This window comes from Natronoglycomyces albus, assembly GCF_016925535.1.
In the GTDB taxonomy this organism is placed as follows: Bacteria; Actinomycetota; Actinomycetes; order Mycobacteriales; family Micromonosporaceae; genus Natronoglycomyces; species Natronoglycomyces albus.
In genome coordinates, this window is record NZ_CP070496.1 from 1,726,406 (window position 1) to 1,746,312 (window position 19,907).

Annotated in this window: 18 protein-coding genes; 10 read left to right on the top strand and 8 right to left on the bottom strand. The window is 62.3% G+C overall.

Annotated elements, in window-relative coordinates:
* The first annotated feature begins 1 nt into the window (after position 1).
* The 3 genes from JQS30_RS07280 (at position 2) to JQS30_RS07290 (ending at position 2,712) form a co-directional block, all read left to right on the top strand.
* On the top strand, positions 2–1,243 hold the full coding sequence (locus JQS30_RS07280; protein ID WP_213172698.1) for a PQQ-dependent sugar dehydrogenase: 1,242 nt from the start codon (positions 2–4) through the stop codon (positions 1,241–1,243).
* A 93-nt stretch (positions 1,244–1,336) separates the two neighbouring features.
* Positions 1,337–1,969, top strand: coding sequence for a DUF1028 domain-containing protein (locus tag JQS30_RS07285; protein ID WP_213172699.1), 633 nt, complete (start codon positions 1,337–1,339; stop codon positions 1,967–1,969).
* A 146-nt stretch (positions 1,970–2,115) separates the two neighbouring features.
* Positions 2,116–2,712: a TIGR03086 family metal-binding protein gene (locus JQS30_RS07290; RefSeq protein ID WP_213172700.1), complete on the top strand. Its 597-nt coding sequence runs from the start codon at positions 2,116–2,118 to the stop codon at positions 2,710–2,712.
* 138 nt (positions 2,713–2,850) lie between these two features.
* Here JQS30_RS07290 and JQS30_RS07295 read toward each other — a convergent pair whose 3' ends face one another.
* A complete protein-coding gene (locus JQS30_RS07295; RefSeq protein WP_213172701.1) occupies positions 2,851–4,038 on the bottom strand; it encodes an MFS transporter in 1,188 nt (395 codons plus the stop codon).
* 136 nt (positions 4,039–4,174) lie between these two features.
* Between JQS30_RS07295 and JQS30_RS07300 the strand changes: the two genes are divergently transcribed.
* Positions 4,175–4,618 (top strand): DUF2203 domain-containing protein, encoded by a 444-nt coding sequence (locus JQS30_RS07300; protein WP_213172702.1) that lies wholly within the window; start codon positions 4,175–4,177, stop codon positions 4,616–4,618.
* A 90-nt stretch (positions 4,619–4,708) separates the two neighbouring features.
* On the opposite strand, the gene proC is transcribed toward JQS30_RS07300, so the two are convergent.
* From proC to JQS30_RS07335, 7 genes are all read right to left on the bottom strand, one after another.
* The gene (gene proC / locus JQS30_RS07305) at positions 4,709–5,515 is read right to left on the bottom strand and encodes a pyrroline-5-carboxylate reductase (RefSeq protein WP_213172703.1); all 807 of its coding nucleotides are present in this window, start codon (positions 5,513–5,515) and stop codon (positions 4,709–4,711) included.
* Positions 5,516–5,935: 420 nt separating this feature from the next.
* A complete protein-coding gene (locus tag JQS30_RS07310; protein WP_213172704.1) occupies positions 5,936–6,190 on the bottom strand; it encodes a hypothetical protein in 255 nt (84 codons plus the stop codon).
* Between the two features lie 373 nt (positions 6,191–6,563).
* Entirely contained in the window at positions 6,564–7,079 is a 516-nt protein-coding gene (locus JQS30_RS07315) for a MarR family winged helix-turn-helix transcriptional regulator (RefSeq protein WP_213172705.1), read from the bottom strand.
* Between the two features lie 395 nt (positions 7,080–7,474).
* Entirely contained in the window at positions 7,475–9,223 is a 1,749-nt protein-coding gene (locus JQS30_RS07320; RefSeq protein WP_213172706.1) for an ABC transporter ATP-binding protein, read from the bottom strand.
* Positions 9,220–10,893, bottom strand: a complete 1,674-nt coding sequence (locus JQS30_RS07325) for an ABC transporter transmembrane domain-containing protein (protein WP_213172707.1) — start codon at positions 10,891–10,893, stop codon at positions 9,220–9,222. The genes JQS30_RS07320 and JQS30_RS07325 overlap by 4 nt, the downstream gene beginning before the upstream one ends.
* 184 nt (positions 10,894–11,077) lie before the next feature.
* Complete coding sequence (locus JQS30_RS07330; protein WP_213172708.1) at positions 11,078–11,920, bottom strand: beta-keto acid cleavage family enzyme; 843 nt, start codon at positions 11,918–11,920, stop codon at positions 11,078–11,080.
* Positions 11,921–11,927: 7 nt separating this feature from the next.
* Positions 11,928–13,394 (bottom strand): KamA family radical SAM protein, encoded by a 1,467-nt coding sequence (locus tag JQS30_RS07335; protein WP_246498105.1) that lies wholly within the window; start codon positions 13,392–13,394, stop codon positions 11,928–11,930.
* 146 nt (positions 13,395–13,540) lie between these two features.
* On the opposite strand from JQS30_RS07335, the gene kdd reads away from it, so the two are divergent.
* The 6 genes from kdd to JQS30_RS07365 all read left to right on the top strand — a co-directional run bounded on the left by kdd (position 13,541) and on the right by JQS30_RS07365 (position 19,808).
* Positions 13,541–14,608 (top strand): L-erythro-3,5-diaminohexanoate dehydrogenase, encoded by a 1,068-nt coding sequence (gene kdd, locus JQS30_RS07340; RefSeq protein WP_246498106.1) that lies wholly within the window; start codon positions 13,541–13,543, stop codon positions 14,606–14,608.
* Between the two features lie 140 nt (positions 14,609–14,748).
* Entirely contained in the window at positions 14,749–16,326 is a 1,578-nt protein-coding gene (gene kamD, locus JQS30_RS07345) for a lysine 5,6-aminomutase subunit alpha (RefSeq protein WP_213172709.1), read from the top strand.
* Positions 16,326–17,114 carry a lysine 5,6-aminomutase subunit beta gene (kamE, locus tag JQS30_RS07350; RefSeq protein ID WP_213172710.1) on the top strand — a complete coding sequence of 263 codons (789 nt, stop codon included), beginning with the start codon at positions 16,326–16,328 and terminating at the stop codon, positions 17,112–17,114. Before kamD ends, kamE begins: the two co-directional genes overlap by 1 nt.
* Positions 17,111–17,494 carry a 3-aminobutyryl-CoA ammonia lyase gene (kal, locus tag JQS30_RS07355; protein WP_213172711.1) on the top strand — a complete coding sequence of 128 codons (384 nt, stop codon included), beginning with the start codon at positions 17,111–17,113 and terminating at the stop codon, positions 17,492–17,494. The genes kamE and kal overlap by 4 nt, the downstream gene beginning before the upstream one ends.
* Positions 17,491–18,903, top strand: a complete 1,413-nt coding sequence (locus JQS30_RS07360; RefSeq protein ID WP_246498107.1) for a glutamate mutase L — start codon at positions 17,491–17,493, stop codon at positions 18,901–18,903. Before kal ends, JQS30_RS07360 begins: the two co-directional genes overlap by 4 nt.
* Positions 18,904–19,106: 203 nt before the next feature.
* On the top strand, positions 19,107–19,808 hold the full coding sequence (locus JQS30_RS07365; protein WP_213172712.1) for a hypothetical protein: 702 nt from the start codon (positions 19,107–19,109) through the stop codon (positions 19,806–19,808).
* Positions 19,809–19,907 lie beyond the last annotated feature (99 nt).

Sequence of the window (19,907 nt, forward strand, 5' to 3'; positions counted from 1 at the left end):
CATGGGTAGGAATGGATTGATCGGCCTCGTGGCCGCACTTGTACTCGTCATTGCCGGTGTCGGCGCATTTATCGTGCTCAGGGACGATAACGACGAGCCCCCGTCGGACGAGGCGACCAATAATGACTCTAATGATAGTGCTGACGACAGCGAGCCGAGTGACCATGACCCGGTCATCGAAACTGTCGCCGAAGGTTTCGATCAGCCGTGGGGGCTGGAGTTCCTGCCAGAGGGTGACCAGCTGCTGGTAACGGAGCTGGTGGGTACCTTGGCGATCGTCGACATTGACAGCGGGGACGTGCGCCGTATCGACGGTGTTCCCGACGTCAGCGCCGAAGGCCAAGGCGGTTTGTTGGACGTGGCGATCGATCCGGACTTCCCTGACTCGTCGTGGGTGTACCTTACCTATTCGGCCGCCACCGATGATGGAAACACCAGCACCCACCTGGCTCGCGGTCAACTCGACCTCGACCAAGCGACGCTGCGCGACGTCGAGGAGCTGTATGTGGCCGAACCGGCAACGCAAGCGCCGGTCCACTACGGATCAAAGATCGTGTTCGGCGTGGACGGGAACCTGTACATGACCATCGGCGACCGTGGGGACAAGAACTTCGCCGACCATGTCTCACAAGATCCCTCCAATACCCTTGGCACCACTGTCCGCTTGCGGCCCGACGGGTCTATTCCGGAGGACAATCCCTTTATCGACGATGGTGACATAGCCGACGAGATATACACCTATGGTCACCGCAACGTGCAAGGAATGACGGTCCATCCCCTCACTGGCGTCATGTGGCAAAGCGAGCACGGTGAAGAGGACGGCGATGAAATCAATATTGTTGAAGGCGGTCACAATTACGGCTGGCCGATAGCCCACAGTGGCTGTGAATACGGCACTGACACTCCGATCGGCGACCACCCCTTGGACCGGGATGAGTTCCCCAATCCGGCCTTCTTCTGGGAGTGCGGTTCCGGAGGATTCCCACCCGGAGGCCTGACCTTCTACGAGGGAGACCAGTTCCCAGCCTGGGAGGGAAACCTGCTGGTGGGCGGCCTAGCTTCTGAGCAGGTGGCGCGCTTTATCGAAGAAGACGGCGAGCTGATCGAAACCGAGCCCTTGCTAGCCGATGAAGGATGGCGTATCCGCGACATTGTGGTCAGCCCACACGACGGCGCGATATACGTCGCCATCGACGATGACGATGTTCCGCTGATTCGGCTCGTCGACGGAACCGAGGACTAAACCAACCAGTCAGACGACTCATTACACACCCGCTGGCACCGGCTGCCAATGATTTCATTCGCCGTAGCTAAGAATCCCTGCCTAGACTGAAGCATGACTTTCTCATTTGTCGCCCGCTCCGAGGACGGCCAGTTGTATGGCGTAGCTGTGGCCAGCAAATTCCTAGCCGCCGGAGCGATCGCCCCCGCCGCCGAAGCCAATATCGGGGCGCTGTCCTCCCAAGCGTTCCCCAACCTGAACTACCGGTGGCAGGTGCTCGAATTCCTTCGGTCGGGGGTGAGCCCCGCCGATGCCGTCAAAGGTGTCACCGCCGCCGACGAATTGCGCGACCAAAGGCAACTTGGCGTGGTTGGCCCCACCGGCCCAGGCGTGGCCTACACCGGTTCGGAAACGCAACCGTGGTCCGGACACCGCGTCGGGGACGGCTACGCGGCACAAGGCAACATCCTGGTAGGCCCGGCAGTGGTGGACGACATGGTGACAGCGTGGAAAGAACACCGCCAGCTGCCGTTCGCCGAACGTATGGTCGCCGCCCTAACCGCCGGCGACGACGCCGGAGGCGATCGCCGGGGCAAACAATGCGCCTCTCTACTGGTCGTAGGGCCGAACGCCAGCTACTTTCAGCATGACGATGTGGCAATTGACCTGCGGGTCGATGACCACACGGACCCAGTGGGGGAGTTGTCCCGCCTGCTGAAACTGCACCGGGAGACGTTTGTCTCCTAATGTGAAGTGGCTCGGCACCAGGCGTTGACTCAGTGCGGCAGCGCAGATTGTCGCCACTCTCCCATGGCCAGGTCGTGGCCGATGAATATTCGGATTTCGACTCGTCTAAGAGCTGTACGTGCTTAACGTCAGACCTAGGAGGAACGATGACTGGAATTGATCTAGAACCCGCGACCCGCAAGCTCAACGAGCTCATCGAGGGCGTATGGGAGAAACAGCTATCGGTGGAAACCCCCTGCCAGGAGATGGCGGTGGGCGACTTGCTGGAGCACATAGGCGCGTTGGCGAAGGCGTTCACCGCCGCCGCCAATAAGGAGAACGACGCGCAGTCAGGTCCGCCTCCCAAAGCCGACGCGGCCCGATTGCCAATGGACTGGCGAGCCAAAATCACCGGAGACTTGGAGACCTTGGCCGAAGCGTGGCGCAAACCCGAAGCGTGGGAAGGGCACACCTACGCGGGAGGGCTGAAGTTCTCCGGCGCCGAAGCCGGGGTAGTGGCTTTGGACGAGCTGGTGCTACACAGTTGGGATCTGGCCGTCGCCACCAACCAGGAATATGAACCAGACCCGCAGCTTGTGGCGATCGTAGACGGATTCGTCAGCCAGTTCAGCGGCCCGGGCACCGAAGAGGCCCGCGAAGGACTGTTCGGGCCCGAAAGAGAAATACCCGACGACGCGCCACTGTTCCACCGCGTACTCGGCAAAGCAGGCCGTGACCCACATTGGACACCCCCAGTGACATAAGGGGGTATCCCCGACTCTAAATCGGAACTGTAGAAGTGACGGTGAGGGGCGGCGATTGTTCCCCCTCACCGATTACTGAACGAGTCGCGAACACCCGCCACCGACTCGTCGGCCATGCCGCTGGAGGGACCAGACCCCCTAATCGTGGCGCGGAATCCATCGACCCAATGCCGCCGCCCCCAAAAGGCCCAGGCCCGCCACCGCCCAAATCCCCACCCCGAGCGTTGCCACAAAGGTGAACGAACTGACAAGAACCGGGCCGGAGGCATTGCCCGCATCGGCACACAACCGCCAACCACCAAGAAACTGGGCTCGGCCATTCTCCGGCGACGCATCAGCCCCCAACGTCAGCACAATGCCGCTGCCCATGCCGTTGCCGAAGCCCAACAAAATCGCGACTGCCAACAGGGTGCCCGCACTGGTCGTCAACGGAATGAGCACGTACGCCGCAGCCATGATCGACATACACGGCACCGCGACCCACACCCGGCCGAAACGGTCCATCGCCTTTCCCGCCGGATAGAACAACAGCATGTCAACAGCCCCGGAAATACCAAAAATCAAACTCGTCGTGGTCGCGTCGAGACCGATATGGTCAGCCCACAATGGAATCGCCACCTGGCGACACGCCCGGACCGCGCCGACCATAAGCACCCCAACCCCGAGCGTGCCGAACACATGCAGATGTTGACGCAACACCGCAAACGTCTTGAGACCATTGCTTTTCCCATTGGGGCCACCAGCTTGCTGGTGATGGGGCACCCGAATCGAGGCCACCAGCAGGCCCGCGGCCACCGCCGCGACCAAATGCACCCAGTACGCGCCGTCCGTACCGAGCAACGCCATCGCCCCCGCGCCCAGAAACGGCCCAATGAACATGCCAATGCGATGTGTTCCACCTAGGGACGACATCGCCCGGGCCCGCATCCGATAGGGCACAACCTCAGACAGAAACGTATGCCGCGCGATACCCCACATCGCGCTGGCGAATCCCAGCGTGGCAATGGCCGCGCCTAGCATCCACACTTCGGTCGCGAGGATACAGATCGTCAAGGCGACACAGACGAGAACGACTGCGCAGAGCATGGCCCGCCTCTCGCCCATCCGTGCCGCAAACGCGCCCGCTGGCAAGTCACCGATTAGCTGCCCAATTCCACTGAGCGCGACAATAAGCCCCGCTAGGCCAACCGAGGCACCCAAGTCCCGAGCCGACAGAGCAATGATGGGGGCAATGGCACCTTGACCTACGCCGAACAGGACAGCGGGGATATAGATGCTTGGAATCAGCGTGCGGAGCCGAAATTCTGGTGGGGCAAGTGTGGTCATCAATGGCCATCCTTACGCGTGATGCACCCTCAGTTCGACCCATTGTGACCTGTATTACCACACGGAATGACGAGCTGTAGGCGTTGGCAAGTCCGACCTGGGGTGAGAGGGTGGAGATATGGATTCAGACGGTGGGATGTCAGAAAAGCCAGGCAACGATGACGGTGCTCATGAGCTCAACGGCGCTGGCATCGACGGGATCGAGAACGAGAATCTGGAACCGAAGTTCACGCTTGAAGAGGCCCGCAGGTTGATGCCGCTGGTCCGGGAAAAGGCTGCGCAGATTGTCAAACTACGCGGGGACCTAGCGGAGTTGGCACACGCGATTCACACCGGTGCTGACGAGGCCGAAGGCGGGCTGGCCGAGGTCAAGGCTCTCGAAGCTCATTTGAATGAGGCCGTGGCTTGGTTCCCCGAACATGGCATCGATGTGAAGGGAGTCGCGCCGTTGCTCATCGACTTCCCGTCGACCTTGGAGGGGCGCAGTGTGCAATTGTGTTGGCTGGAAGGTGAGAGGGAGCTGCGCTGGTATCACCGCAGTGAACTCGGTTTCGTAGGTCGTCGGCCACTGGGTGAGTAGGCAAACTCGTGTGTTCGTGATGGTGTGCCACACCGATGCGACCGCACGTACGGCCCGTGCGGCCTGACATCGGTGTGTAGACAGACGTGCCTAGGAGTATTCTCCGGCTATTTCGCGGGCGCGATCCCGGGCGGCTTCGGCCGCGTCAAGGATCGCAGCGCGGACACGGTGGCGTTCCAGTTCTCGTACCGCGTTAATCGTGGTGCCAGCCGGGGAGGTCACAGCTTCGCGAAGTTGGACTGGGTGCTCGCCGGTATCGCGGAGCATCGCGGCTGCCCCAGTGGCTGTCTGTACGATCAGTTCTTGAGCCACCGACCGTGGCAGGCCCATGAGGATCGCGGCATCGATCATGCCTTCGACCAGGTAATAGAAGTAGGCTGGGCCGGAGCCGGACAGTGCGGTCACCGCATCGATATGGGACTCGTCTAGGTGCAGTGTGTGGCCGAGGGGCTGGAATAGCTGTTCTGCTTGCCGCAGGTGGGCCTCGGTGGCCTGTTTCCCCGCAGAGATGACCGTGACAGCTTCCTCCACGAGCGCGGGCGTATTCGTCATGGCTCGAACAACGGGTGTTCCGTCAGGCAGACGTTTCTCGAAGAAGGTCGTGGGAAGCCCGGCGCACAGCGACACGACGGGGTTGTCGCCTGACAAGCTAGGCGCTAGTTCTTCTAGCAGCGCTTCCGCGTCTTGAGGCTTCACGGCTATGACGGTGATATCAGCTCGTTTGACCGCTTCGCTATTGCTGACCACTTGGATGCCAAACTCAGATTCCAAAGCGGCGGCGCGTTCTGGTCGACGGGCGGTCGCGAGGAGGTCCTCTGCTGGCCAGCCGCTGCGCTTAAGGCCAGCGAGCACGGCTTTTCCGATCCGTCCGGCACCAAGTACCGCCACTGTGGTCATGGGTTGCTCCTGTCATTGGCGACGGCCCGTAGAGGGGACGCCTGAGGTAGGTCAGAGTGTTGTCTCGAAGGGCAGTCACGACTATGTCGAGACAGCCCTCTCGATAGAACCTCAAAACTACGGACAGTTGCAAGCCTATTCCCAGCGCGTCGACGCCTCAGTAGTGGCCAGGACTGCGCAAAGGGCTCCTATTGCACGTTAGTTGGCTAATTTGCCTGCAAGAATTTCCCTTGCGGTCTAAATTTTGTACGTTTGCATGATCTGCCAATACCCATATGAGCACAAAGTTAGGCGCCGCTATCCCAGGCCGCGCTGGTGCGAGTCACATGGGAGAGAAGACGCCCTAGACATGAAAGTGCCCGGGTCCACCCTGAAGGGCCGACCCGGGCCGAAGCGTGCGTGAACTAGCGTCTCTGCTGATTAGCAGAGGCTGTCAAGAGCGTCATGGGCTTCTTCAGAGTCCCAGTCCGTGCCGCCCTCGTCTTCGTAGGCCTGACGGATGATGCCCTCGATGTCTTCCCACTCCGCCATTTCCCAGCCCTGGCAGAATTCGGCCTTCTCGTCCTCGGGCAGACCGTTGAAGTGGTCCTGGACCTCGCTCTTGAGGTCGCTGGAGCCGCAAGCGGCAAGGGCGAACAGGGCTGCCGAGGCGATGGCAACTACGCGCAGTTTCATTAATTTCCTTACTTCAGGGTGTTCTCGTGCGTTTAATATGGCGGGCACTGTGATCGAAGTGAAAGTATTCGGTTCACCGGACGACAGTCAATGCGAAACTCGATCGAACGCAAGTGCTTCCCACCAGATTGGCCTTCGCTGGCCACTTGGTGACAGCTTGCGAGGGAAATCCTGGGTGGATGTTCGGCGGGGGTAGAGAAGGTTCCACTTCGATGCCCAACCATCGAGTTCACCACATGTGCGGGCCGCGTGCCAGCCGGATGGCTTGCGCAAGTTGGGCATCCCAGCTATTGACCGACAGCGGTTGTACATGAATGAGCCTCGATGACTTTTGCATCTTACGTTCCGCGTGCAACGCAGATGCGAGGGCATCTCAGTCAGTGGCTGTCAGGGGTGATGAGGGAACGTCTCCCCAGTCGATGAGGAGGCGGCGCAACAAGTCGGCCAGCTGCTGACGTTGGTTGTGGTCGAGTGAGGCCAGGAGGCGTTCCTCGTTACGCAGGTGAGCGTTGAGAGATTCCTCCACAATGTCTTTTCCTTCATCGGTGAGAGTGATGAGGACGAAGCGACGATTGGAGGGGTCATCTTCCCTGGTGACGAGACCCTTGGCAAGGAGCCTGTCGACCCGATGCGTGATGGCGCCTGAGGTGACCATCGTGGATTCCATCAATTTGGCACCGGTGAGACGGTAGGGAGGACCAGACCGGCGAAGTGTGGCGAGGATGTCGAACTCGCTGAACTGGAGCCCATATGCGGCGAATGGTTTTTTCAGTTCCCGGTCGAGGATGCGGGCAACGCGGGTGAGCCGCCCGATCTGCGCCATGGGGGAGGGGTCGATGTGCTGGTGGTGGGTTTCCCATTGATTGAGTATCTGGTCAACACGGTCCATATCGCTCCTTAAGGCCAGATTGGGCAGAAAGGCTAGGCGGAGGCGCTCTGCTGCCTGCTTCTATGCCCATTTACCGGCGCAAACTTTGCCTCCGGTGACTGTCGGCCGGTTCTTGCCGGTGAGCTTCCAACCCAAAGGCATGAATGATAAAACTATGAGAGATAAACAGTTTAGCATTAAGCTCATGGGTGGAATTCTGTCGCGACTTTGACCATCGCCTTCCCAGGTTGTCTCGCAGGGGCTCTCAGCATGGAAAAGACAGCAGTGCGCGAAACGAGCCAGGTAGCCGGCGAGCGCCTGCTGTCTCCAGAGGCAAGAATTGATCTACCCGGTAGACCAATGACGACCGTCGGCCGTCTGGCGAGGAAAGCATCAATGCCGGAGGCGGACGTCCTTCAATCCCGACGGTCGCCCTTCCAAGCCCGCCACAACCGGGCATACGTGCCGTTTGCCTCCACCAGCTCAGCGTGAGTTCCCAGCTCGGCAATCCTTCCGTGGTCCACTACCGCTATCCGATCAGCCGACTCTGCGGCATGCAGTTGGTGCGCGATCGCGATGACGGTGCGCCCTTCCAGCGCCGAGGCGAGCGTCGCCTCCACTCGGCCCGCACTGCCCGGGTCGATCCCACCAGTCGCCTCATCAAGCACGACGATCTTCGGATCGGCCACAATGACGCGCGCCAAGGCCAACTGCTGCGCCTCGGCCAACGACAGCACATGTTGCTCGGAGCCCACTTGGGTGTCTAGTCCGTCGGGAAGTTCGGCCAACCAGCGCGCGCCCACCTTCTCCAGGGCCTCCAGGAGCTCCTCGTCTGTCGCCTCAGGGTTGGCCATCGTCAGGTTCTCCCGCACGCTCATGGAGAACACATAGGACTCCTGCGTCACGAGAATGACGTGCCGGCGCAAATGTTCCAGTGGCACGTCTGCCACCGATGCCCCACCAATGGTCACCGTGCCACTGCGTGGACGGTCAATGCCTGCCACGAGGCGAGCGATCGTGGATTTCCCGGCCCCCGATGGCCCGACCACGACCAACCGTTCTGCCGGTCGCGGATGCAAGGTCACATCGTGCAACACATCCGGTCCGTCGTCGTAGCCAAACGTGACATGGTCTAGCCGCAGGTCAGTGCCACGCGGCTGCGCGGTGCGCGGCTCCTCTTCGATCGCGTGCACGCCTTGGAGCCGCGCCATCGCGGCCGTTGCCCGTTGGAAATGCTTGATGTGCATGAAGATGCGCGTCACTGGCCCGTTCATCCGGATGGATAGCATGGCGATGGCCACGACCGCACCGATGCTCAGGGCCCCGCCGAGATACCACCATCCGGCCAGGAACACTAGGACGAACGTTTGCACCCGGAAGGTGACGTGAAAGGCCGGGAAGGCGATCGACTCTAGGCGGATGACGCGTCGCAGGCGCAGGTATAGATCCTCTGCGGCTGCGTAGCCTTTTTGCTGCCGAATGGTCTGCAGCTGATAGCTCACCACTGTGCGGGACCCGGCGGCCGATGCCGACAGTGTTTGGGCTCCTTCGCTGAGCGATCGCAGCTCGGCCAGGAAGAGGGGCCGGGCCGATCGCATGAACCACCACATGATCAGGGCGGAGGGGATGAGGCCCAGGGAGAAGACGGCTCCGAGTCGTATGTCGACGATGAACGCCGCAGCCAGGATGACCGTGACCTCGATCAGCGCCAGCACAACCTCTGGCCCGCCGCGCCGCAGTAGGTCCGCCACCTGAGTGATGTTGTCCGAGGTGCGCGTGCCCAAATCCCCGGCCCCGGCCCGCTCCACCGTGCCCAACGGCAGTGACAAAACCCGGGCGATGAACCCGGACCGCAAGGTCGCCGCCGCTCGTTCACCGAACTGGTATCCCTTGAGCCTTCCGTAGCGGCTCAGCAGCAACTGGGCGGCCACGGTGCCGACGATCGCGGCGCAAAAGATATTGACATGGGTGACAGACCAGCCCGCGTTGATGCCGTCGATGACTTCACCCAGCAAAACCGGGAGCGCTACGGCTCCCGCCGCCGATAGTGCGTACAGCAACAGGATGTAAATGGCCTGGTAACGGTCGGCCTTGATGATCTCCCACAGTGCGGCGCGCGCTTGTTGGCCAGTGGCGACGGGGAGGCGGGTCGGTGACATGGTCATGATTGGTCCTCATGCGAGGTTAGGGCCCGATATTCGGCGTGAGTGAGTAGCTCGGTGTGGGTGCCGGTGGCATAGACCTTGCCCTCGCGCATCCAGGCGACGTGATCGGCTTGGGCCAACCACAATGGCGAAGCGGTGACGATGAGCGTTCCTGTGCCCGCCCGCTTCGCGGCGACGCGTTCGGCGATGAGCGATTCGGTGTGCGCGTCGACCGCGGAGGTGGGTTCGATGGCTACGAGGAATGTCGGTTCTGAGGCGATGGCGCGAGCCAGGCACAGCCTTTGGCGTTGTCCGCCGGAGAGATTGCGCCCTCCCTCGAACACTTCTCCCTCGAGCGTTGAGCCCATCGAGGTGTAGATGTCCTCGGCGCAAACGACGTGCAACGCCGAGTGTGCGCGTTCATCATCGGTGCGATCCTCAGTCAGAAGGGTGGTGCGCAAGGTGCCAGCGAAAAGATAGTCCTCGTGGGTGAGTAGTCGAATGTGGCGGCGCACGTGTTTTAGCTTCACGTCGGCGAGCTTTGATGCGCCCCAGCGGGCGTCTGATTCGCTGAACCGGGTGAGCCGTTTGGTCACCTCGGCTGCGGGCACTGATTCGGCGCTGACCAGGACGGTGAGTTGCGCAGTCGGTACGGTCAGGCCGCTTTCGGGGTCGTGCAGGTCGCCGTGGGGAATGTTGTCCTCGCCGGTGTCGGGAATGTCGCGGCCGGTGGCGAAATATGCGGCCAGTCTGCCGGCCCCCACTCGCGCGGTGACGATGCGCTCGGACACATGCAACATGTTGGTTGTGCTGATGACCAGAATTGAGGCGTAGCCGAACACGGCGGCTAGTTGTCCCACGGTGATGGTGCCGTTGAGCGCCATGATGGCGCCCAGCCAGGTGATGGCGGCGACGAAGCCGAACGGAATCGATTGGCGCAGCCCTTGGACCCACGAGACCGAACCGGCCACCCGAAAGCCAAGGGCTCGAAGATCCATCGCCTGGAGGCGGTAGCGCATCGTGAACTGCAGGTCGCCACCGATGCCGCGCAGGATGCGCAGGCCGCCGACGACATCGGTGGCCTGTCCGGCGAGTTGGCCGACGGCGTCGCGGTAGGAGGCTTGCTTGTGTTGGAGTTTGCCCAGCAGCGGCCCTGTGACGACAGCGGTGAGGAGTACCCCTGCGGCGAGGACAATGCCCAGCAGCGGGTGGATGTTCCACACCAGGACTGTTCCGGCGGCGAACATGGCAATAGCCATCACGCCGATGGCTAGGTCGGTGATTGCCTCGGCGACCAGGCGACTGTCATCGGTGGCTAGGTTGACCATCTCCCCGGAGGACACATTGCCCTTGGAACCGGTGCCGATGGCGTTGAGATGATCGGCGATGGCCTGCGTCCCGCGGCGACGCAGGGCCGCTTCGGGAATGAGCGACATCCGTAGGGAGATGACGAACAGCGGGGGATAGCACAGTGAGACCGCTAGCAAGATGAGCATCCAGTACCGGAAGTCCTCCCACGACCCGGCCAGGAGACCTTGGTCGATGACTTGGGAGAGGATGTACGGCTCAGCGACCATGATGGCGCTGGTGCCGACAAAGCCCAGGGTGCTGATACTAAGCGGGAGGATTGAGGGTTTGACGAACCAGGCGAAGAATCGCCATGGAGTGGTCGGAACGCGAGAATGGGACACAGTTGAACGATTTTACGCGGCCTCACCTCGAAAGCAAACCCTTTTCGGGCTGGTTGTGGTGATAGTTCGGCCCGGCCGCACATCCACAAGAGACATATGAGTCTTCTGTGGACGTCCGGCCGGGCCGATACTTGTGGGTCCGCTCGTTCTTCGAGGGCGTCCAAGGCCCACGGCACTATGGTCGCTATGCGGTGGGTCGGATGCCGAGCATGACTCGGGCGTCTGGAACCGACATGGCGGGCCGCTGGGCCAAGGCCGCGGCCTCGGCGGCTCGGGCCACCAATTGTTCATTGCCAGTCACTGGCTGCCGGCGAGCAAAAGACACCGTGTCCTCCATGCCCACGCGCAGATGGCCGCCAGCGGCGAGCGTACTGAGCATGACGGGAAGGGTGGTACGCCCGATTCCTGTGGCGGCGAACGTGGCATCGGGCGGAAGGTGTCGGCGCACCGCGTCCACGAAGTGGATCACCGTGGCCGCATTGCCGGGAGCCCCGCCTGGTACGCCGAGCACGAAGTCGACGTGCACATGACCACCGTAGGGCAGCCCGTGCTGGTCAAGCAGACGTTCCAAGGACGCCAGGTGTGCCAGGTCGAAGATCTCGTACTCGGGCACGATGCGTCTATCTCTCATGCGGCGGTGCAGTTCGACGATGAAGTCCCACCGATTGGAAAAGACCGCGTCACCGAAGTTGACGGTGCCCATAGTGCAAGAGGCCATGTCCGGTTGGGCCTCCAACACGCGCATCCGGTCCTCTTCGCTATCGGTGACCGCGCCACCTGAGGACAGTTGCACAATGAGGTTGGTCGCCTCTGACACGCCTGCCACGGCTTCCTTGGCGCGGCCAAGGTCCAGCGTTGGCCGCGCCTTGTCGTCGCGTAGATGGATGTGGATGACTGCCGCTCCCGATTTTTCGCAAGCGACGGCAGTCGAAACCAGCTCTTCAACGGTGACGGGCAGTTGCGGGAAGTCGCTTTTATCCAGTTCGGCTCCGGTAGGAGCGACGGTGATGAGAGTTGTGGCGCCCATACCTTCCTTACTCCCGTGCCTGGCGGGCGGCCGCGGTACGCGACTTTTCGGCCGCCGCGTGGCCGGCCTCGGCGACCTGCTCGGGTGGGTGCTTGGCACGCCACCATTCCTGCCCGGCTTCGGGCAGGGTGTCTATTGGGTCGTAGTAGGGGTAGTAACGCGTCAGCGCGTCCGGGTCCTCCGCCTCGATGGACGTGCGGTAGTTCTTCGTCCAATACGAGATGCCCTGCTCCCGGTCGTAGTCCGATAGCTGGTGTACCCAGCGCTTGCCGACAAACGGCACATCGCAGATGATGCGTGGCGTCGCGTATCCGGGCAGGTAGCCCATAATCGCCGTTTGTAGGGCTTGCGCCTGCGCCACCGAGGTGCGCCAGTGCTCGGCGTTGGGGATCATGTCGCACATATAGAAGTAGTAGGGCAGGATGTGTGCCTCGCCTTGCAGCGCGAAACAGAGATCCAGCAAATCAGCTGGGGTGTCGTTGACGCCGCGCATGAGCACACCCTGGTTGCGCACATCGCGTACGCCTGCCTCCAACATGGCCTCGGCCGCGGCGGCCACTGCTGGAGTCACCGAGTTGACGTGGTTGACGTGAGTGTGGATGGCCAGACTGACGCCACGTTCCCGGGCGAGTGAAGCAACGCGGCCCATACCGTCGACGACGTCGCTTTGCAACCAGTGCTGTGGCAGGCCCATGAGCGCTTTGGTCGCCAGCCGAATGTCACGGATCGAATCGATGTCCAGCAGCTGGGTCAGGAAGTTTTCCAGGTTCTTCCACGGGACGTTGGCCACGTCCCCACCCGAGACGACGACGTCGCGCACTTCGGGGTGTTTTCTCAGGTAGGCAAGCATGTCGTCGTAGCGGTTGGTGGGCTTGCCCTTGAGCTTGAGCTTGTCGATGAGCGGGGTGGAGTTTCCGACGAGGTCCATGCGGGTGCAGTGCCCGCAGTATTGCGGGCAGGTTGAGAGCATTTCCGCGAGCACCTTGGTGGGGTAGCGGTGCGTAAGGCCTTCGGCCACCCACATGTCGTGTTCGTGGAGCGAATCGCGCGCCGAGAACGGGTGGGATGGCCAGTCTGAGCGGCGGTCGGAAAACACCGGCAGCATGTAGCGGCGTACTGGGTCGGCCCGGAAAGCCTCGGTCCAGGAGCCCGGTGTGGTGTCTTCGATGGTGGGAACCATCGTGTTGAGCATTTGCGGGGGCAGGAGCATGGACATTGTCGCCCGCTGTTCCATGTCCTGGGCGAGGTCGTCGTAGAAGTCCTCGCTAAGTAGGTCGCCGACGATGTTGCGAAGCTGGCGGATGTTCTTCACACAGTTGACCCGCTGCCACTGGGCTGAAGCCCACTGGTCGGCGGTGATGTCACGCCAGCCTGGAAACCGCTGCCAGTCGGGCTCGACCAGTTCGCGTCGACGGTACTGGTAGGGCTGTTCGATCGCAGCGGGGCCTTGGCTGTCAACCGGTAGGTCCGTCACTGAGCTACCTCCATCACGTGCAACCTCCATGTTCGGGGTGGGTTCACAGAAAGTTTATTATGTGACTAAAGTCCTTCTGTTACTTAGCTTACCCAAAGGGGCTGCCCTAGCGTAGCTCCCGCATACTGAGATCGACCACCCGAACGATGAAAAATGATGACGAGGCGAAGGGCGCAAATATGGCGAAAACCTCACCAGTGGGCCTACATCGGGTGATCTCACCCACCGGGCATTTGCCGCAAGCGGCCACCCAGTTGGACAATGCACGCGACATTGGCGAGGATGAAGTCCGCATCCGCGTCGAGCGCCTGAACCTCGACGCGGCCTCCTACCGCCAGATGCACACCGAGCATTCCGGCGACGGTGAAGCCATTCGCGACCAGGTTCGGCGCATCATCGACGAGCGCGGCAAGATGCATAACCCGGTCACCGGTTCCGGCGGCATGCTTATTGGCACCGTCGATGAAGTCGGAGCGGCCAGTCCCCTTGGCCTTAAAGTGGGGCAGAAGGTGGCCACGCTGGTCTCGCTGACGCTCACTCCCTTGCGCATTGACGACGCTTTGGAGAACTGGGACGGTCTGTCCGAACAGATCCCCACCTCCGGTCACGCGATCCTGTTCGCCCGCTCCATTGCCGCGGTCTTGCCCGAAAGCCTCAATGAAGATCTGGCACTGGCCGTGTTTGACGTGTGTGGGGCGCCGGCTTTGACCCGCCGAGTCGTGGAACGCAAAAACGCCGCCACAGTGGCTGTTCTTGGTGCGGCTGGCAAATCCGGCTCGCTATCCTTGGCCGCCGCGCGCGATGCCGGAGCCGCCACCTTGCTCGGGGTGGTCCGTAACGAAGATGAAGCCCGTCAACTGGCGCACACGGGCCTCGCCGACCACATCGTCATCAGCGACGCCACCGACCCCGTCGCGCTCTCCCAGTCCGTCACCGAGGTCACCGGCCCAGTCGAGGTGACAGTCGTGTGCGTCGACGTGCCCGGTTGTGAACACGGGGCCATCCTCGCCACCGCCGAAGGCGGCACGGTCATTTTCTTTTCCATGGCCACGTCGTTTCCCGCCGCCGCGCTGGGCGCGGAGGGCTTGGCCGCCGACGTGGAGATGCTCATCGGCAATGGCTACGTTCCAGGCCACGCCGACTACGCATTGCACCTGGTGGCCACGAACGACGCCATCAAGCACCACTTTGAGGCGCGACTGCACGCTCATTGAGTCGCCCGGCGTCGCGCCTGCTCGACAACAGACTCGCAACGGCAAGCGTTTGCCGCATGTAGCCGCATACGAAGCTAAGCCCGACCACACCCCGGAACCGGCAAGCGAGCACCGACAACGAACCGCGAGGAGAAAAACACGTGACGTTCAAGCCGCTGATCCCACTGGACCCGGCACAAGTCGACCGGGCCCGCCGCTTGGCCGCCCAAGCGGGCCAACCCGTCGTCGACATGGCCCGCAGCCACACAACCGTCTCAGTCGAACGCGCCACATTGCGTTTGGCGGGCCTGACCGGAGCCGACCCCGACGGCATCCCCTGGGTTAACCGCCTCGTCGACTCCATTAGCGAACAAGTGGGCATCGAACACGGCGTGGCGCTGCCGGTCTACCACGCCCTCAACAGCGGTGCCTATAAAGACCTCACCGACCTCTCCCACGCCGCCGCCGCTGGAGCCGTCACCTTCGCGATCCCCACCGGGGAGGAAGCTACGTCCGCTCGGGCCGCCGCCCGCGCCTCAGTCGGCATCGGCATCGACCGCATCGACCAGCAACGCCGCGACCGCGACCGCATGATCGCCGACATCGGAGACCCCGAACAGCGGCCCTGGATCTACCTCATCGTCGCCACCGGCGACATCTACGAAGACATCAAACAAGCCCAAGCCGCAGCCCGAGCGGGGGCAGACATCATCGCCGTCATCCGCTCCACCGGCCAATCCCTCCTCGACTACGTGCCCGAAGGCGCCACCCGCGAAGGATTCGCCGGAACCTACGCCACCGGCGAAAACTTCCGCCTCATGCGAAATGCCCTTGACGAGACCTCCCGCGAAGTCGGACGCTACGTGCGGCTATGCAACTACGCATCAGGCCTGTGCATGCCCGAAATGGCCGCCCTCGCCGGCATCAATCGGCTGGACATGATGCTCAACGACTGCATGTACGGCATCTTGTTTCGCGACATCAACCCCATCCGAACCTTTGTCGACCAGCGGTTCTCCCGCCAAGTACACGCCCGAGCAGGCATCATCATCAACACCGGCGAAGACAACTACCTCACCACCGCCGACGCGGTCGAAGCCGCGCACACCGTCACCGTGTCCCAACTACTCAACGAGTTCTTCGCCCACGAAGCCGGATTGCCCGACGAACTACTCGGGCTAGGACACGCCTTCGAAATCAACCCCGACCTACCCGAATCGTTTCGCATGGAGCTGGCCCACGCCCTCTTGGCTCGCCAACTGTTCCCCGACGCGCCGCTTAAATGGATGCCGCCGACCAAACACATGACCGGAGACGTCTTCCGAGGAAACCTTCTCGACGGGTTCTTCAACCTCGCCGGGGTCATGACCGGCCAATCAATTCTCCTAGTCGGCATGATGACCGAAGCCGTCGTCACCCCGTGGCTATCAGACCGCGACATCGCCTTGCAAAACGTGCGCTACGTACTAAACTCCTGCGGCAATCTCACCGAAGACTTCCACCCACCAGCCGACGGTTTTATCGCCAAACGCGCCCGCGAGGTTCTCAACGAAGCTAACGACCTACTCTCCGACATCGTCGACGATGGACTACTCAACGCCATCGCCGACGGAACATTCGGCATCATGAAACGCCCCGCAGATGGAGGCCGCGGCCTCGCCGGAGTGTCCAAACGCAGCGAAGACTACTACAACCCCGCCAGCGAAATGCTGGACGAAGGCATGAACGGAGGCCAGTAATGTCGAACATCATTCGCCCCTATGGGGACACCACGGGTGACGGCATGGTGCAGCTGTCGTTCACCCTGCCGGTACCCCACGACAAACGCGCCGAAGGCGCGGCGCTACAACTGGCCAACAAAATGGGACTTGACGGCGTCATGGTTGTCCACTCTCATCAAATGGGCGACACCCACACCTTCTTCGTGGTTTACGGATCCGCCAACCACCTGGTCAACATGGACGAGGTCAAAGTAGTCGAACGCGACTATCCCCTGCTCAACCCCAAAGAAGTCAACGAAATCGTCAAGCAGCGCCTCGGCCGCAAACTATGCGTCGTCGGCGCGTGTATCGGCACCGACGCCCACACCGTCGGCATCGACGCAATCCTCAATATCAAAGGCATAGCCGGAGAAAAAGGCCTGGAGTACTACCGAGAACTGCGCGTCATCAACATGGGCGCCCAAGTGCCCGTACCAGACCTGGTCAACCGTGCCGTCGAAGAGGAAGCCGACGCCGTGCTCGTCAGCCAAGTCGTCACCCAACGCGACGCTCACCTTCACAACGCCAAGGAAATGTCGGCCGCCTTCCGTGAAGCCCTCCCACCACAGAAGCGGCCACTGCTGGTCGTCGGTGGCCCCCGCTTCGATGAGAACGATGCCGACAAACTCGGCGTCGACCGTATCTTCGCCCGCCGCACCACCCCCGGAGACGTCGCCTCATACCTGGTACACCGCATCGTCCCCTCCGAGACCGCACCAGCCGAACAGCAGAAGTCTGAGTCGCAACGAGAAGGATCAGTCGTATGACCAACCACGATGGAACCTGCGTGACCCACCGCCGCTACATCTCCTACGACCACGCCCACTACGGCGGAAACCTGGTCGACGGAGCCTACGCGCTGGCAATGTTTGGCGACGTGGCCACCGATATCTGTATCCAAACCGATGGGGACGAAGGACTCTTCGCCTCCTACTCGGACGTGCAGTTCAAAGCCCCGATCCGAGCTGGGGACTTCGTGGAGGCCACTGGCGTCATCACGCGCACGGGCAACCGTAGCCGCACCATCGACTTCACTTTGTCCATTGTGTGCCGCGCCAATCCTGAACGCGGAGACTCGGCCGCCGACGTCCTGGAGGAGCCGATCGTGGCCACCACGGCTACCGGAACGGTCGTGGTCCCGGCTTGAGCACCCCAAAGGACATCTTCGTGTGCGTTGACGTCGGCTCGACGTACACGAAAGCCGCCGCCGTCGACGTGGACACGGGGGAACTGCTGGCGACCGCGTCCACCCAAACCACGTTGGCCACCGATGTCATGGATGGTTTGCGCCACGTCGCCGGCGAGGTCTCGGCCGAGGCGAGGGTGGCGGACACACTCGTGTGTTCCTCGGCTGGTGGCGGTCTCAAACTCGGCGTCATCGGCAACGAACCACTCGTGACCGCCCGGGCGGCCTATCGTGCCGGCCTCTCGGCCGGAGCGCGCGTGGCTCACGTATGTGCCGGGCAGCTCGACGCGGACGACTTCGCCACGTTGGCCACCGCCGAGCCCGACGTCATCTTGCTCGCCGGAGGCACCAATGGTGGCGATGCCTCAGTCCTGCTAGAACACACAGATGCCTTGGCCGCGGCAACTAAGAACCATGCGCAACTGCGCGTTCCCGTCGTCGTGGCCGGAAACGCCGACGTGGCCGACGAAGTCCGGACCAAACTTCAGACCGCTGGACTTCCGGTGCGCTGTGTGGACAACGTCCTTCCCAAGATCGGACACCTCACTCCGGGCCCAGCCCGCCTGGCGCTGCGCGAGACGTTCTTGCAGCACGTGATCGCGGGCAAAGAACTCTCAGCGGGAGATGACTTCGTCTCGCTGGTTCGAGCGGCCACTCCCGACGCGGTCCTGGCTGGAGTGGAGTTGCTGGCCGACACCGCCAATACAGACCTACTGGTTGTCGACGTGGGCGGTGCTACCACCGACGTCTACTCAGTACTGACCCCCGACGCGGAACTGGAAGGTCCCCGCGCCGAAGTAGCCGGAACCGCATGGCGTTCCCGCACTGTCGAAGGCGACCTGGGAGTACGCCACACCGCCACCGGCATCGTGGAAGCCGCCCAGGACGAGGACCTGCTGCAGCCGGACGAAGCCGATACTCTCACCACCGCGGCGCGGTACCGATACGACAACCCCGAATACCGGGCCGACACCGATGCCGAACGCGCGGTTGACGCCCGACTAACCTCGTTGGCCGCCGGGATCGCCGTTCGCCGACATGCGCGAGGCGAACGCATTGGTGGCCCCAGCGAACCACTGCGCGGAAGTAAGGACCTAGCCGCCGTAGACCTGGTAATCGGGTCCGGGGGAGTACTGCGCGGCAACCCGGTCGCGGCACTGGGATGGCTGCGCTCCTCAGTCTGTAACGACACCGCCGGAGGTTTCCGGCCCGCCAGAGACGCAAAGGTGGCCGTCGACGCCAATTACGTGCTCGCCCCAGCTGGCCTCATCGCCACCGCAGGCCATACCGAAACGGCCCAACGCCTGCTACACCATGAACGTGGAAGCTGGAACGACTACGGCAGCTTCCAGGAAAAGCCAGTCACCTAAGAGATGACCCCTCCCGGCCGTCCCAAGAACCCTTTCGCCGCCGCGCTAATGGGATCAACAGCTCAAATGACTACCCCAACGGACATATTCGGCTGACTGTTCGGCTTGTGTACAGGGGGAACGCTCGCGCGACACTGGTAGACCTGCCGTAGGGTGTGCTTAGCGTTCTACAACTTGACTTGCCCAAAATGGAGGTGAGGGAAATGACGAATTTCCCCCCGCAACCCGACCCCAACCACAACCCCGGCGCTGCCGGGCAGGCCCCACACAATCCGCCCCCAAGCGGTGGCTTCTTGACCGAGTGGGGTATCAAACCGCACCCCGTCCGCCCACAAAAAGTCACCCTGCTGCTGCAATCCCTGTGGGTCTACGCGGCGGCATCGGCTCTGATCGCCCTATTCGCCCTCATCGCGGCGGCTTCGTTGCCCTACTACTTTGGAACCGGCTACTTCACCAGCGCCGCCATCATCAGCTTGATCTTTGGAGCAGGCGCGCTGACCGTGGCCTGGTTTATCGTCAAAGAGAAGCTTGGCCTGTTGGGCTCCAACGACCCACGCATCACGCTGTCGATCGGCCTGGGCATCATCGGCTTCTTCGCGCTATATGGGTTCTTCGGCGGATGGAATGTCGGCTGGTACAGCACCTTCGGCGTTTTGCTGGGCATGGCGCGCCTAGGAGCGGTGGGTCTGGCTTTTGCCATGGTCTTCCAGCCCGAGACGCTCCACTGGTTGCGTTCCCGGCCCGGAAACCTACCCAATCCCGGTCCCCAGCAGCCCTACGGGACTCAGCCGCACCAGGCGCCGGGCCCCAACCAGCCGCCGCTGCCACCGCATGGCGCTGGTCAACAACCGGGTGCCGCGCCCGGCCAACAGCCCCCGGCTCCCGGCCAACCGCCGCAGCAATAAGGAGCGTCTAAAACCCAAGAGAGTGGCTCCCAGCCCGCCCGGCTGGGAGCCACTCTTTCCTGATTTCCTTCAGGTTTCTTCAGAGCGACACACACTCTC

Excerpts from the sequence above, each read along its gene's own strand:
- JQS30_RS07280 (WP_213172698.1), top strand. The coding sequence starts at position 2 with ATGGGTAGGAATGGATTGATCGGCCTCGTGGCCGCACTTGTACTCGTC.
- JQS30_RS07285 (WP_213172699.1), top strand. The coding sequence starts at position 1,337 with ATGACTTTCTCATTTGTCGCCCGCTCCGAGGACGGCCAGTTGTATGGC.
- JQS30_RS07290 (WP_213172700.1), top strand. The coding sequence starts at position 2,116 with ATGACTGGAATTGATCTAGAACCCGCGACCCGCAAGCTCAACGAGCTC.
- JQS30_RS07295 (WP_213172701.1), bottom strand. The coding sequence starts at position 4,038 with ATGACCACACTTGCCCCACCAGAATTTCGGCTCCGCACGCTGATTCCA.
- JQS30_RS07300 (WP_213172702.1), top strand. The coding sequence starts at position 4,175 with ATGTCAGAAAAGCCAGGCAACGATGACGGTGCTCATGAGCTCAACGGC.
- proC (WP_213172703.1), bottom strand. The coding sequence starts at position 5,515 with ATGACCACAGTGGCGGTACTTGGTGCCGGACGGATCGGAAAAGCCGTG.
- JQS30_RS07310 (WP_213172704.1), bottom strand. The coding sequence starts at position 6,190 with ATGAAACTGCGCGTAGTTGCCATCGCCTCGGCAGCCCTGTTCGCCCTT.
- JQS30_RS07315 (WP_213172705.1), bottom strand. The coding sequence starts at position 7,079 with ATGGACCGTGTTGACCAGATACTCAATCAATGGGAAACCCACCACCAG.
- JQS30_RS07320 (WP_213172706.1), bottom strand. The coding sequence starts at position 9,223 with ATGACCATGTCACCGACCCGCCTCCCCGTCGCCACTGGCCAACAAGCG.
- JQS30_RS07330 (WP_213172708.1), bottom strand. The coding sequence starts at position 11,920 with ATGGGCGCCACAACTCTCATCACCGTCGCTCCTACCGGAGCCGAACTG.
- kdd (WP_246498106.1), top strand. The coding sequence starts at position 13,541 with ATGAAAAATGATGACGAGGCGAAGGGCGCAAATATGGCGAAAACCTCA.
- kamE (WP_213172710.1), top strand. The coding sequence starts at position 16,326 with ATGTCGAACATCATTCGCCCCTATGGGGACACCACGGGTGACGGCATG.
- kal (WP_213172711.1), top strand. The coding sequence starts at position 17,111 with ATGACCAACCACGATGGAACCTGCGTGACCCACCGCCGCTACATCTCC.
- JQS30_RS07365 (WP_213172712.1), top strand. The coding sequence starts at position 19,107 with ATGACGAATTTCCCCCCGCAACCCGACCCCAACCACAACCCCGGCGCT.